The sequence below is a fragment of the Type-F symbiont of Plautia stali genome, from assembly GCF_059731105.1.
In genome coordinates this window covers 1,453,748-1,466,620 of sequence record NZ_AP035909.1, presented here as the reverse complement: position 1 = coordinate 1,466,620, position 12,873 = coordinate 1,453,748, and the positions used below count along the sequence as shown (strand labels likewise).

Below are 12,873 nucleotides of genomic sequence, written 5' to 3'. Positions count from 1 at the left end.
GCCGCAGGCCGCCTGAATCAGCGTTCAGGCGGCCACGTTTACCGCTTTATGACTTCTTCGGCGCGGGAATGGTCATGTTTAACAGGCCACGCGACTTGTTAAAGATTTTATTGCCATTCTCTCGTCCGGCACGACGGGCGCGCTGCTCTTCCGGAGAGAGCTTCGCCTCTTCCTGACAGATCGGACTGCAGCAGTTCTCAAACTTCTCTGCGCAGCTCTTGCACTGAATAAACAGCAGATGACAGCCGTCATTCACGCAGTTGACGTGGGTATCGCAGGGCTCACCACACTGATGGCAGTTTGCCAGCACATCGTCAGAAATCCGCTCCCCCATCCGCTCATCAAAGACAAAGTTTTTGCCTTTGAATCTGACCGGCAAGCCCTGTTCACGGGCGCGGCGGGCGTACTCGATGATGCCACCTTCGATATGATAGACATCTTCAAAACCGTTATGCCGCATCCAGGCACTGGCCTTTTCGCAGCGGATGCCGCCGGTGCAGTACATGACGATCTTTTTATCTTTCTGCTCCCTGAGCATATCCACGGCCATCGGCAGCTGGTCACGGAAGGTGTCTGCCGGCACTTCCAGCGCGTTGTCAAAACGGCCCACTTCATATTCGTAGTGGTTTCGCATATCGACAAACAGCGCGTCCGGATCGTCCAGCATGGCGTTGACTTCCGCCGCTTTCAGGTAGTGACCGACATTGCTTGCGTCGAAGCTGCTGTCCTCAATACCGTCCGCCACGATGCGATCGCGCACTTTCAGGCGCAGTACCCAGAAGGACTTTCCATCATCATCCAGAGCAACGTTCATACGCAGGTTGTTCAGCGCCGGATCGAACGCATACAGCCAGGCCTTCATCTTTTCATACTGGCTGGCAGGCACGCTGATCTGCGCGTTGATGCCTTCATGGGCAACATAGACGCGACCAAACACCTTGAGGGCGGTCAGGCCAACATAGAGCGCATCGCGGAAGGCTTTAGGATCGGCAATCTGGAAATACTTATAAAAAGAGACAGTGGTGCGCGGCTCAGTTTCAGCCAGCATGCGCGCCTTCAGCTCTTTATTGGAAACGAGGTTATGTAACACTGGCATGGTGTTCTTTCCTGTTATCAATAGGAGAAAATTAGCGGGCACATGATACCTGATTTCAGGTGTATGCAAAGCGTTGCGTCAGGACCGATAGTCAGTTGCTGTTTTTTCCGGCACTCGCGGCGGCTTTCTCCCCGCTCATTGAGGCCCGGTTCCATCAGCGATATTTAAGCGAACGTTAAAAACTGGCACAATAGTGTAAATCAATGAGATATCAGCACCGCAGGGTGCATGACGCAGGAAAATTAACCTTCACATGACTCAGTTGCCTCAGTTTTCACGAGAACTGCTTCACCCGCGCTATTGGCTGACCTGGCTGGGTATCGCTTTTCTTTATCTTTTGGTGCTCCTTCCTTATCCCCTGCTCTATGTGCTCGGCTGCAATATTGGCCGTATCGCCATGCGCTTTATGAATCGTCGCGTCAGCATCGCCCGGCGTAATCTGGAATTAAGTTTTCCGGAGATGCCGGTCAATGAGCGCGAGGCGATGGTGAAACACAATTTCGAATCCGTCGGCATGGGCCTGATTGAAACCGGCATGGCGTGGTTCTGGCCCGACTGGCGTATTAACAAATGGCACAAGCCCTCCGGGCTGGAGCATATTCAGGCCGCGCGCGACAACCAGCGCGGTGTGCTGCTCATCGGCATGCACTTTCTGACGCTGGAGATCGGCGCGCGCATGTTTGGCATCCACAATCCTGGCATTGGCGTCTATCGCCCCAATGACAATAAGCTGATTGACTGGCTGCAGGTCAAAGGTCGCATGCGGTCAAACAAAAGCATGCTCGACCGTAAGGATCTTAAAGGAATGATCCGCGCCCTGAAGCAGGGGGACATTATCTGGTATGCCCCCGATCACGACTATGGCCCGCGCAGCAGCGTCTTTGTGCCCTTCTTTGGCGTGGAAAAGGCGGCAACGACGGTGGGGACCCATCTGCTGATCCGCGCCGGCAACCCCGCAGTCATTCCGTTTGTGCCGCGTCGTCTGCCTGGTGGCCGGGGCTATGAACTGATGATCCTGCCCGACATCCGCAGCGAATTTACGCTGGAAAACGATGAAGTTACCGCGGCCAGGATGAACAAAGTGGTTGAGGAGGGTGTGCTGCTGGCACCTGAGCAATATATGTGGCTGCATCGCCGCTTTAAAACCCGTCCGCAAGGCGAACCCTCCCGCTATTAATCTGTCACGCTAAACGGTCTCACGGCCGTTTAGCGCCTCTTCTGCTGCAATGCTCTGTCCCGATAAATCAATCGCGCGGCTGACCGATATTGCGGCTTCCCGGTTTAACGATCCAGTTATTATCAGATACGCTCGCAGGAGACGCTGATTTCCGCCGCATTCAATCAGCCGGGCTTATTTATTACAACCACAGTAAGCCGCCTGCTGCATATTCTGACAGACATTCATCAGATTCTAATTATTCTGCTTTAATTTCCGCTGGCGCTAATTATTTTTATCACCAGGCCTATTCCTATTTAGCCAGGCTTAATGCTTTCTGGTCACTTATCAATCCATTAAAATTAACTTAATTAACAAGGCATTGTCATGCAACCCGCCGACATATTCATTTTTACAAAAATTTAACAGCCCGATATGCCGTTATTGCATTTGAACCTCTTCCGACTTAACGGTAATTTCAGCAGTGACATTCAGGCTTTTAACGACTTCAGCTCAATTATAAAAAAACGATCACACACAGCGAACCTCAGGGGATCCCTAATATGAGTAAAGGTCTCTACTATTACGTCACCATTACGACCGATCAGGAGAACTACCATTTTCTTCATCGTCAGGGATGCAGGCGGATGCCCGGCAAGGAGCAGATGATTTTTATCGGCACCCTGTATAATCTCAGCCAGGCCTTATCCATCGCCAGAATCAATTTCAAGAAAGTTAAACCCTGCATCAAATGCTGTATTCGCTACGCGGCACCGGTTATTCATGAGTCGGTACAGCCGGTTCTGCACTTCCCGCAAAAAATGCGTTAATCCCGCTGCTGGCGGGAAGTGGTTTATTTCCCGCCAGTTACACGCCCCCGCCCTTTCCCTCCGGCAAATTTCGTCTATTCTTCACTGAAATCAAGTGAACCCGGTAAGGAGAAGATCGATGAGCATGTACAGTACCTTAGAGGAAGCGATTGATGCTGCACGTGAGGAGTTTCTCGCAAACAACCCTGAAGTGGATGAAGAAGAGGCGTCGGTCAGCCAGTTCGGCCTGCAAAAGTATGTGATGCAGGATGGCGATATCATGTGGCAGGCTGAGTTCCTGGTCGACGAAGGTGACGCAGGCGAATGCCTTCCTTACCGCACCGGTGAAGCTGCTCAGGCTATTTTTGACGCTGATTTTGACGAAGTGGAACTGCGTCAGGAGTGGTTAGCGGAAAACACCCTGCACGAGTGGGACGACGGCGAGTTCCAGCTGGAGCCGCCGCTCGACACCGAAGAGGGTGAAGCCGCGGCTCAGGAGTGGGAAGATGATAACAGCGACTCCGATCGCGGTTATTCGTAAGGACCATGGCTGGCATCCACTGGCAACAGCAGGGTGTCCAGCACCAGCGACAGGGGCAGATCAAGGATGGTCAGCACCCGCCATCCGCTGTCGCGTACATCCCACTGTACGCCCGGATAGTACTGATTACCGTGTCCCTGTCCGGGCACGGTTCGGCTGATAATACTGCCGCATCCGCTTAAGCAGAGCACCGCGAGAGCGATAACACCTGCCTTTAAAACTCGTTTCACCACGAAACCCGCCTTTACCTGCCCCAGAAAGTGTCACGCGCGGCATGCGGTGACGGCCTGCGAGTAAATTATCATCCCCGCCCTGTTTTAATCCCATAAAAAAAGCGGCATCGCTGCCGCTTTTTCAGATTACGCGTTTTTTGCCAGCGCGTTAGGGTTGAGCGTCAGTTTCTGATAACTCTCTACCCACTGGTGATACTTCTCCGCATTTTCCCACAGTCGGGTATGGACGCGGGCCAGCACCACCGGATCGCTGATCAGCTGCAGACGCTGGTCGCGGCTGAGTTTTTCCGGTGCATCGCTCAGCGCCTGATCGACACGACGGTCGCGGGCGTAGTCGAGTAACTGACTCTGCCGGTGACGTGAAGTCGCCAGGGCTGTCGCCAGCGCGTTAAACGCCGGATGGAACAGCGCGTGCATAAAGCCGTTCTCCAGTACACGCTCGCGGTTGAGCTGCAGATAGCGGTCGGTGTCCACCAGCTCCTGCGGCGGTGAAGACTCTTCCGGGATCAGGAACAGCTTCGCGCGCTTGCTCTTCAGGCCCAGCGTTGCACGGCTCGACATCACCGACACAAACGGTGACAGGATCAGGGAGAAGACGATCGGTGCCAGCCACCACAGGAAGTTGAGATCCAGCAGTCCCATACCAATTGCCCACACCAGACCCAGTGCCATCTGTGAACCGTGACGTTTGAACGCCTCGCCCCATGGCGTGGCATCGTCATCACGCTGCGGGGAGTTCCAGACGACTTCCCAGCCAAGGAAGGCGCTGACCACAAACACGGTGTGGAACAGCATGCGCACCGGGGCCAGCAGCACCGAGAACAGCGTTTCCAGCACCAGTGACAACAGCACGCGCAGTGCGCCACCGTAAGGCTTCGCCCCTTTAAACCAGATCAGCACCACGCTCAGCAGCTTCGGCAGGAACAGAAGCACCATCGTGGTCGAGAACAGCGCTATCGCCAGCTCCGGACGCCACTGCGGCCAGACCGGGAAGAGCTGTCGCGGCTGCAGGAAGTAGGTCGGCTCCATAAGCGTATGCACGACCTGCAGGGCCGTGGAAAGCGCCAGGAACAGGAACCACAGCGGAGCTGACAGGTAGGACATCACGCCGGTCAGGAACACCGCGCGGTGAACCGGGTGCATCCCTTTTACCAGGAACAGACGGAAGTTCATCAGGTTACCGTGGCACCAGCGGCGGTCACGCTTCAGCTCATCCAGCAGGTTCGGCGGCAGTTCTTCATAAGAGCCCGGCAGGTCATAGGCGATCCAGACGCCCCAGCCGGCACGACGCATCAGTGCCGCCTCGACGAAGTCATGCGACATGATCGAGCCCGCAAACGACCCCTCGCCCGGTAGTGGCGCCAGCGCACAGTGCTCGATAAAGGGTTTCACGCGGATAATGGCGTTATGCCCCCAGTAGTGCGACTCGCCCAGCTGCCAGAAGTGCAGACCGGCGGTAAACAGCGGACCATAGACGCGGGTCGCAAACTGCTGACAGCGCGCATAGAGCGTATCCATTCCTGAGGCTTTCGGCGACGACTGGATGATCCCGGCGTTCGGGTTAGCCTCCATCATACGCACCAGGCCGGTCAGGCACTCGCCACTCATGACGCTATCGGCATCCAGCACGACCATGTAGCTGTAGTTGCTGCCCCAGCGACGACAGAAGTCATCGATGTTGCCGCTTTTACGCTTCACACGACGACGGCGACGGCGATAGAAGATCTTGCCTGCCCCGCCGACGTCACGGACCAGTTCCATCCAGGCTTTCTGTTCGGCAACGGCGATATCCGCATCGTAGCTGTCACTGAGGATGTAGACGTCAAAGTGCTCTGCGTTACCGGTGCGAACCACAGACTCCCAGGTCGCACGCAGACCGGCGTAAACACGCTCTACGTCTTCATTACAGATCGGCATAATCAGCGCGGTGCGATGCGCCGGATTCAGCGGCTCATCCCCGACTGTGGAGTAGGAGATGCTGTATTTATCGCGCCCGATCAGCAACTGCAGGAAGCCCATCAGGGCGGTCCAGAAACCGGCTGACACCCAGCAGAACAGAATGGCAAACAGGAAGAGGATGCCGGTCTGCAGCACATACGGCAGGATCTGCATCACTGACTGCTGCCAGTTCTGGTTGATCATCTCCATCGGGTCCAGCAGCGTCCAGCCCTGATAGGGCAGAATGCTCTTCATGTACCAGGTGGCGACCACGGTCTGGAAAATCGTCAGGATCAGCAGAATGTAGCGACGAATCGAACCGACATGACGCCACTTCTCTTCGGCTCGCTGCTCTTCCGCACTGGCGTAGCGCGGCACAGATTTGCGTCCACGCAGAGAGTCCCAGGCGCGGGCAACCGGGTTGGTGCGCCACGCTTCCGGGAACATCAGTGAACGTTTGACTTTGGGCATCGCCTTCAGCGTGGTGCGGTCGAGGTAATCTTTACCTAGCTGCTGACCGCCCGCCAGTGCATCGGGCCAGGCCATTTCCACCCGCGATGAGACCGATTTTAACGGCGCATCGTCGGGACGGTCACTGGCTGCGACATCCTTGCCCAGCACATCATGAATGAAGTGGAACGCACTGGCATTCTGCAATGAGACGCTCAGGCGAGACTTCCCTGCCGCATCCAGCGGCAGAGATTCCACATAACGTTGAGGTGTAAAAGTCGATTTATTCATTGGCAGGTAACTGATAGCTCCAGGTTTCCGTCAATGTCTTGTCGCCGCTAACCAGCGCCGCACGCATTTCGGTGGACTGCTTGGCATCTTTCACACGCAGACGCAACACCAGACGCCAGCCTTTAGTGACCGGGTTATAACGTACGCTCTGCTCAACCACTTCAGCGTTTTTACCGACGCTGACCTGCGGGGTCACCTGACTGTTTTCCGCCATCTTGCTCATGTCTTTACCCACGAAGTCGATGGTGAAAGCCACGGTGCCATCCGGCTGACGCACCAGGTTCGACTGCTTCACGTCACCCGCTGAGCGCAGGGTGTTTTTGACCCAGGCAATGTCATCCGAGTGCAGCTGCTTCTCGTCGCGTGAGAAGTGCAGGCGATATTTGAAGTTCATCTCTTTGCCAGGCTCTGGCAGCGTCTCCGGCGTCCAGAACGCAACGATGTTATCGTTGGTTTCATCGGCCGTCGGGATCTCAACCAGTTCAACCCGGCCTTTACCCCAGTCGCCTAATGGCTCCACCCAGCCGCTTGGGCGCAGGTCATAGCGGTCATCCAGATCCTGATAGTTGCTGAAGTCACGCCCGCGCTGCAGCAGACCAAAGCCTTTCGGATTCTCGATAGTGTAGGTGCTCACCGCCAGATGACGCGGGTTGTTCAGCGGACGCCAGATCCACTCTCCGTTGCCATTGTGGATAGAGAGGCCGTCAGAGTCATGCAGCGCCGGACGGAAATTATTCACTGTCGATGGCTGGTTCTGACCAAACAGGAACATACTGGTCAGCGGAGCAATACCCAGTTTGCCGACGTTGTCACGCAGGTAAACTTTGGACTGCACATCCACGGTAGAGGCTTCACCCGGACGCAGCACGAAGCGATACGCACCCGTCGCACGAGGCGAATCGAGCAGCGCATAGATCACCAGCTGTTTGTCCTGAGGTTTCGGACGCTCAATCCAGAACTCTTTAAAACGCGGGAACTCTTCACCGGACGGCAATGCCGTATCGATGGCGAGTCCACGCGCCGACAGGCCATAGACCTGACCGGCACCGATTACACGGAAATAGCTGGCGCCCAGGAAGCTGGCTATCTCATCGTTTTTACCCTTGTTATTAAGCGGGTAAAGCACTTTGAAACCGGCAAAACCGAGGTTTTTAACGGCGTCAGCGTCATGTTTTACGTTACCGAAATTGAAATAATCGGGGCTGTATTTGATCTCACGCACCGCGCTGGCGGTCACTTCGTTGATCTGCACCGGGGTATCGAAATACATCCCCTGGTGATAGAACTCCAGCTTGAACGGCGTGCGCAGTTTGCCCCAGTACGCTTTATCGTGGTTAAACTGGATCTGCTGATAGTCAGCAAATTTCATTTCACGAAATTGAGAGGGTAAATTGCTTTTAGGCGCTTCGAAGCTTTTCCCTGCCAACGCTTTGGCTTGTGTGGCAACATCATCAATGTTAAACGCCCAACTGTTATTGGCATATAACGCCAGCAGAACCGCAGTACCAATCCAGCGTACCTTCATCAGTCCGGCTTTATTTTTTTCTTTAGTCAGCACATCCCCCCCTTTCGTGTGCTTAAATCAAACCCGTTTATCTTAAAGGATTATTCGGTTTTCCGACAGCTTATGCGCAACATTGTTCCCGCATTTCGTCAGGCTTAACGCTACTTTTAGGACAATTAGACACTACGGATTCCACTGATAGTATACCCGGTTTATGGCAGGTAGAATTTTACCCGGACATAATCCGGTTTCAGGGTGAAACTGGCTAACCGTACTAACGAACTGGAACTTTATGAGTACTGTAAAACCTGAACGTGAATATTTCCTCGACTCTATCCGCGCCTACCTGATGTTGCTGGGGGTACCGTTTCACGTTTCCCTCATCTACTCCGCGCAGAAATGGGCAGTGAACAGCCAGGAAGCCTCGTTATGGCTGACGCTGCTGAATGATTTTATTCATGCATTTCGCATGCAGGTGTTCTTTGTTATCTCGGGTTATTTCTCCTACATGCTCTATCTGCGCTATCAGCCGCGGCGTTTCCTGAAGGTGCGTCTGGAGCGCGTCGGGATCCCCATGCTCACTGCGGTGCCGCTGATTACGCTGCCGCAATTTTTCATGCTGAAAGCCTGGACAGATAAACTGGCCGACTGGCCCCGCTTCACCCCCTATCAGAAGTTCAATAACCTGATGTGGGAGCTGATTTCACACCTGTGGTTTCTGGTGGTGCTGGTGATGCTGACTACGCTGGGTATGGTGACGTTTCGCTGGCTGCGCGACCAGCACCGCGCCATCGACTACACGCGGGTCGGCTGGGTTACGCTGACGGTGGGTGTACTGGCCTGGGCCCTGCTCTGGTGTGTGTTCCGCCGTCTGGTGTTTATCTTCCAGCCCGCCTGGCTGATGGATGGTCTGTTCAATATCATCGTGATGCAGACGCTCTTCTACCTGCCCTTCTTTATGCTGGGCGCACTGGCGTGGAAACATCCGCCGCTGAAAGCGCTTTTTGTGCGGTTTAATCCGGTGATGTGGATTGGCGCGCTGCTGCTGTTTATCGCCTACTGCACCAATCAGCGTCTGAGCAGTGGCGATGGCTGGCTGTATGAGCTTGATGCGCTGATTACCACGCTGATGGGTCTCTGTATGCTGAATGTCTGCTTCTGCTTTGGTCATAAGCTGCTGAATTCGCATTCGCCGCGCATTATGTATCTGGTTAATGCGTCGCTGTTTATCTATCTGGTGCACCATCCGCTGACGCTGCTGTATGGCATTTATGTCACGCCACGGATTGAAAACAACACGCTGGGGTTCTTTGTCGGCTTACTGATGGTGTTTGGCATCGCGTTTCTGCTGTATGAGATCCACCTGCGCATTCCACTGCTGCGGTTCCTGTTTTCGGGGAAGTTTGAGCGTAAAGAGGTCTGACGAAGCATGTGAGACAGGGCGCACCGGCTTTCATCGTCGGGTGCCTGGTGAGCAGGCTCAGGGAGGCTGTACCTTACGCAAAGACGCAAAACCGCCATCCCTGGCAGGCTCAGCGCGGGCCATCCCTGGCCCGCTATGCTTTGCTACAGGTACAGCCTCCCATCGCTTTACGTCGGGCAGTCGCCTGTGAGAGTCCCGCCCTGGAGTAATGGTCGCCATGAAGCAACGCCTCCGGGATGAGCCTGCGCATGTGCCTGTGCAGGTGCGCACGCAGGCGCAGGCTTACAGCAGCCACTCAATCGGCAGTCGCCACACCAGCCGCACCTGCAGTCGTTGCCACCAGGAGCAGTCCGGTTCGTGCTTATGCACAATCTGCTGCGGCTCGTCCGGATACTCCAGCCAGTTCACCCGCCCCCACTTATCCAGCCGCAGTGTCCAGGCCCGATCACGCATCGACTGACTGAAGCGCTGGTGCGTTTCTCCGGCCAGTGCCGCACTCTCAATCACCAGCCCCATTTCAGTATTCAGCACCGCTGAGCGCGGATCGAAGTTAAAGGAGCCGATAAACAACGTCTTTTGATCCACCGAGAACGTTTTTGCGTGCAGGCTGGAGCCCGAGTTACCGGTTAACCCCCGGTCGTGCGGCGCATCCTGCATGGCCGCCTGCGGTTTCAGTTCATAAAGCGCAATGCCGTGACGCAGCAGTTTTTTGCGCCACCGGGCGTAACCGGCATGAACAATCGACACGTCATTGGCCGCCAGCGAATTGGTCAGAATGGCGATCTTCACTCCTTTGCGTTTCAGCGCCAGCAGCTGAGCGACGCCCGCGCGGGTCGGCACAAAGTAAGCTGAGATAATATCGAACTGCTCTTGTGGCGTGCCAATCACCTCCAGCATACGCTGCGGCAGCAGGCTTTTCGCGCGCGCTTTACCCAGCCCCTTGCGCGGGTCATCACTCAGCAGACGCGCTTTTGCCCAGGTCAGATCCAGCGTGCCCTGCGCCATCTCCTGCAGCAGCGACGCGTTTTCCAGCCGCTGAAGATAGCGCTGCACCGGCTCACTGTGACGCCATTCGGCGGGCAGGCTCACGCTATCCTCGTCCGGTTCATCATCATCCAGCACCTGCTGCAGCGGCGCTACCGGCTTACTGTGCCAGTAGCGTTCAAAATCCCCGGCCACCTCGCTGACTACCGGCCCAATCGCCATGACGTCGAGATCGGCAAACAGCGGCTCATTACCGGTGCCAAAATATTCATCGCCAATGTTGCGCCCGCCCACAATGGTGGTAACACCATCCACGGTGAAGCTTTTGTTGTGCATCCGCCGGTTCAGACGGGCGAAGTCAGTGAGATAGCCCAGTGCGCGCAGGGTGCGAAAAGAGAAAGGATTGAAGAGCCGCACCTCAATATTGGGGTGGCGGTTGAGCTGAGCAAGGGTGTCATCCAGGCCAGGCGTATTGTTATCATCCAGCAGCAGTCGTACCTTGACGCCGCGGCGCGCCGCCTCCAGCATGGCGCTGAACAGCAGGCGGCCAGAGAGATCGTTTTGCCAGATGTAGTACTGAATATCGAGTGACCGCGCCGCCTTTTGCATCAGCAGATAGCGTGCAGCGAACGCATCCAGCCCGTCGCTGAGGGGATGGATGCCGCTCAGCCCCGGATGGCGCTGACACTGAGGGGCCAGCTTTGTTTCCAGCCAGCTGGCAGGCTCCGGTGAGTGGGCGAGTTCAAACGCTTCGGTCATGACAATTCCCTGTATATGGCAGTTATTTTTATTATTCCCCGGTCCCACCGCTGAGGCTATACCTCTGTTCCGACTTAGCAAAAAGTCGCGGGCGTTTTTTAGTCTAGACTTAACCGGACGATCTGTGACCGGCAATGCTCCGGCAGGAGAGGAATATGTCTCATCACCCCCTTTTTGATGCCAGCCAGCGCCACCATCCCCGTCTGTTTCGCAGTTTTTTCCAGGGCAGCTTCCCCTGCTCCACGGCCTGCCGCACGCCCGGAAAACGGCTCGATATGGTCATCAGCAGCGGGCATGACATGCTGCTGGAAAAGGATTATGCGGCCCTGGCTGAGCAGCATCTGCTGACCGCCCGCGACGGCGCACGCTGGCACCTGATTGAGAAGGTGCCGGGTCACTATGACTGGCAGAGCTTTCTGCCGATGGTTGAGGCAGCGCGGCGTCAGCAGGTAGAGATCATCTGGGAGCTGGCTCACTTTGGCTATCCGGATCATCTTAATATCTGGAAAGCGGAATTTGTTGACCATTTTAGCCGTTTCGCCCGCGCAATGGCGCAGCTGATGCGCGATGAAGGCATTGAAAATCCCTTCTTTACGCCGGTTAACCAAATCTCATTCTGGTCATGGGCCGGGGCGGAGGTGGCCTGGTTCAATCCGCATGCCGCAGGGCGCGGCAAAGAGCTGAAGCGCCAGCTGGTGCGTGCATCTCTGGCGGCGATCCATGCCATCCGGGAGGTCTATCCGGGGGCGCGGTTTGTGCTGACCGATCCGCTGGTGCAGATCGCCCATCATCCCACTAATCCGGACAGCAAACCCTACGCCGATGCCCAGCATCAGGCGCAGTTCGAAGCCTGGGATATGCTGGCCGGTCGCGTGGATAAAGAGCTGGGCGGCAGCGAAGATTGCCTGGATATTCTCGGCCTCAACTACTATCCCGATAACCACTGGTTTTTCCCCGATCAGCCGATGTCGCTGGAGGAGCCGGAGCGGGTGCCGCTGCACATTCTGCTGGCGCAGTGCTGGCAGCGCTTCCAGCGCCCGATGCTGATTGCCGAAACCGGCGCGGAGGGCGAGGCCCGTGCCCCCTGGCTGCAGGAGGTCAGTGAGAACGTGGCGGTGGCGCTGGATCAGGGGATTGCCGTAGAGGGCATTTCGCTCTATCCCGTGGTGGAGTATCCCGCGTGGGCGGATGACCGCCGTTCGCCTGGCCCGTTGCTGGGATTAGCGGACCCCAATGGCAACCGTAATCTGCATGAAGCCCTGGCGCTGATACTGCGCAGCCAGCAGATCAGGTTCACGGCACGCGATCAGACGTGCTGAGCGGGTGGCTTTTTGGGATGGCAGGACTGAACGTCGAGTGAAGGATCGGCAGGATGCCGGACATCGGTCAGCCAGACCATGGTAAACAGGAAGGTAACGCCGATCAGGCAGGCCGCCAGCAGACCGATAATGGCGATCAATTTGTCATCTCTGGATTCCATTGCCCTCTCCTTATTCCCTGCGCTGACGCAGCGGTCTCTGTCAGCTCATCCAGAGCGTAATCATCAGGACGAAGATTATAAGCGTTACCGAGGTCACCGCAAGCACCACTATCGCAAAGTGCGCATCGTCCATGGAGTGACGAATCGGCTCATCGTGATCATCGGGCGGCAAAGGTAACGACATAACTATCCTGTGAAAAAGCATGGGC

General features: G+C 56.0%; 12 protein-coding genes. 5 read left to right on the top strand and 7 right to left on the bottom strand.

Translation table 11 applies throughout. The features are described from left to right. Nucleotides 1-46: 46 nt before the first annotated feature. Nucleotides 47-1,096 (bottom strand): oxygen-dependent tRNA uridine(34) hydroxylase TrhO, encoded by a 1,050-nt coding sequence (trhO, locus tag AC6I7A_RS06880; RefSeq protein ID WP_009090909.1) that lies wholly within the window; start codon nt 1,094-1,096, stop codon nt 47-49. A gap of 253 nt (nt 1,097-1,349) precedes the next feature. On the opposite strand from trhO, the gene AC6I7A_RS06875 reads away from it, so the two are divergent. The 3 genes from AC6I7A_RS06875 (at nt 1,350) to AC6I7A_RS06865 (ending at nt 3,602) form a co-directional block, all read left to right on the top strand. After that, the gene (locus AC6I7A_RS06875; protein ID WP_009090910.1) at nt 1,350-2,273 is read left to right on the top strand and encodes a Kdo(2)-lipid IV(A) acyltransferase; all 924 of its coding nucleotides are present in this window, start codon (nt 1,350-1,352) and stop codon (nt 2,271-2,273) included. A 542-nt stretch (nt 2,274-2,815) separates the two neighbouring features. After that, a complete protein-coding gene (locus AC6I7A_RS06870; protein WP_009090911.1) occupies nt 2,816-3,082 on the top strand; it encodes a hypothetical protein in 267 nt (88 codons plus the stop codon). A 118-nt stretch (nt 3,083-3,200) separates the two neighbouring features. After that, nucleotides 3,201-3,602, top strand: coding sequence for a MysB family protein (locus AC6I7A_RS06865; protein ID WP_009090912.1), 402 nt, complete (start codon nt 3,201-3,203; stop codon nt 3,600-3,602). Here the strand turns inward: AC6I7A_RS06865 and AC6I7A_RS06860 are convergent. The 3 genes from AC6I7A_RS06860 to AC6I7A_RS06850 all read right to left on the bottom strand — a co-directional run bounded on the left by AC6I7A_RS06860 (nt 3,593) and on the right by AC6I7A_RS06850 (nt 8,042). Further along, nucleotides 3,593-3,832, bottom strand: coding sequence for a YceK/YidQ family lipoprotein (locus AC6I7A_RS06860; protein WP_033736571.1), 240 nt, complete (start codon nt 3,830-3,832; stop codon nt 3,593-3,595). The genes AC6I7A_RS06865 and AC6I7A_RS06860 overlap by 10 nt on opposite strands. Before the next feature lie 129 nt (nt 3,833-3,961). Beyond that, entirely contained in the window at nt 3,962-6,514 is a 2,553-nt protein-coding gene (mdoH, locus tag AC6I7A_RS06855; RefSeq protein ID WP_058957511.1) for a glucans biosynthesis glucosyltransferase MdoH, read from the bottom strand. Continuing rightward, entirely contained in the window at nt 6,507-8,042 is a 1,536-nt protein-coding gene (locus tag AC6I7A_RS06850; RefSeq protein WP_181161904.1) for a glucan biosynthesis protein G, read from the bottom strand. The genes mdoH and AC6I7A_RS06850 overlap by 8 nt, the downstream gene beginning before the upstream one ends. Nucleotides 8,043-8,310: 268 nt before the next feature. On the opposite strand from AC6I7A_RS06850, the gene mdoC reads away from it, so the two are divergent. Beyond that, complete coding sequence (gene mdoC / locus AC6I7A_RS06845; RefSeq protein ID WP_058957512.1) at nt 8,311-9,441, top strand: glucans biosynthesis protein MdoC; 1,131 nt, start codon at nt 8,311-8,313, stop codon at nt 9,439-9,441. Nucleotides 9,442-9,723: 282 nt separating this feature from the next. Here mdoC and AC6I7A_RS06840 read toward each other — a convergent pair whose 3' ends face one another. Then, complete coding sequence (locus tag AC6I7A_RS06840; protein WP_009090917.1) at nt 9,724-11,184, bottom strand: phospholipase D family protein; 1,461 nt, start codon at nt 11,182-11,184, stop codon at nt 9,724-9,726. A 155-nt stretch (nt 11,185-11,339) separates the two neighbouring features. Here AC6I7A_RS06840 and AC6I7A_RS06835 point away from each other — a divergent pair, with 155 nt between their 5' ends. After that, nucleotides 11,340-12,503, top strand: a complete 1,164-nt coding sequence (locus AC6I7A_RS06835) for a glycoside hydrolase family 1 protein (RefSeq protein ID WP_046101584.1) — start codon at nt 11,340-11,342, stop codon at nt 12,501-12,503. Here AC6I7A_RS06835 and AC6I7A_RS06830 read toward each other — a convergent pair. After that, complete coding sequence (locus AC6I7A_RS06830; protein WP_009090919.1) at nt 12,491-12,664, bottom strand: hypothetical protein; 174 nt, start codon at nt 12,662-12,664, stop codon at nt 12,491-12,493. The two genes, AC6I7A_RS06835 and AC6I7A_RS06830, sit on opposite strands and share 13 nt — an antisense overlap. Before the next feature lie 40 nt (nt 12,665-12,704). Then, complete coding sequence (locus AC6I7A_RS06825; RefSeq protein WP_009090920.1) at nt 12,705-12,848, bottom strand: hypothetical protein; 144 nt, start codon at nt 12,846-12,848, stop codon at nt 12,705-12,707. Nucleotides 12,849-12,873: the final 25 nt, after the last annotated feature.

Bases quoted from the DNA above. Each gene is read 5' to 3' on its own strand.
- AC6I7A_RS06870 (WP_009090911.1), top strand. From the start codon at position 2,816: ATGAGTAAAGGTCTCTACTATTACGTCACCATTACGACCGATCAGGAG.
- AC6I7A_RS06865 (WP_009090912.1), top strand. From the start codon at position 3,201: ATGAGCATGTACAGTACCTTAGAGGAAGCGATTGATGCTGCACGTGAG.
- mdoC (WP_058957512.1), top strand. From the start codon at position 8,311: ATGAGTACTGTAAAACCTGAACGTGAATATTTCCTCGACTCTATCCGC.
- AC6I7A_RS06835 (WP_046101584.1), top strand. From the start codon at position 11,340: ATGTCTCATCACCCCCTTTTTGATGCCAGCCAGCGCCACCATCCCCGT.
- AC6I7A_RS06830 (WP_009090919.1), bottom strand. From the start codon at position 12,664: ATGGAATCCAGAGATGACAAATTGATCGCCATTATCGGTCTGCTGGCG.
- AC6I7A_RS06825 (WP_009090920.1), bottom strand. From the start codon at position 12,848: ATGTCGTTACCTTTGCCGCCCGATGATCACGATGAGCCGATTCGTCAC.
- AC6I7A_RS06840 (WP_009090917.1), bottom strand. From the start codon at position 11,184: ATGACCGAAGCGTTTGAACTCGCCCACTCACCGGAGCCTGCCAGCTGG.
- mdoH (WP_058957511.1), bottom strand. From the start codon at position 6,514: ATGAATAAATCGACTTTTACACCTCAACGTTATGTGGAATCTCTGCCG.
- AC6I7A_RS06875 (WP_009090910.1), top strand. From the start codon at position 1,350: ATGACTCAGTTGCCTCAGTTTTCACGAGAACTGCTTCACCCGCGCTAT.
- trhO (WP_009090909.1), bottom strand. From the start codon at position 1,096: ATGCCAGTGTTACATAACCTCGTTTCCAATAAAGAGCTGAAGGCGCGC.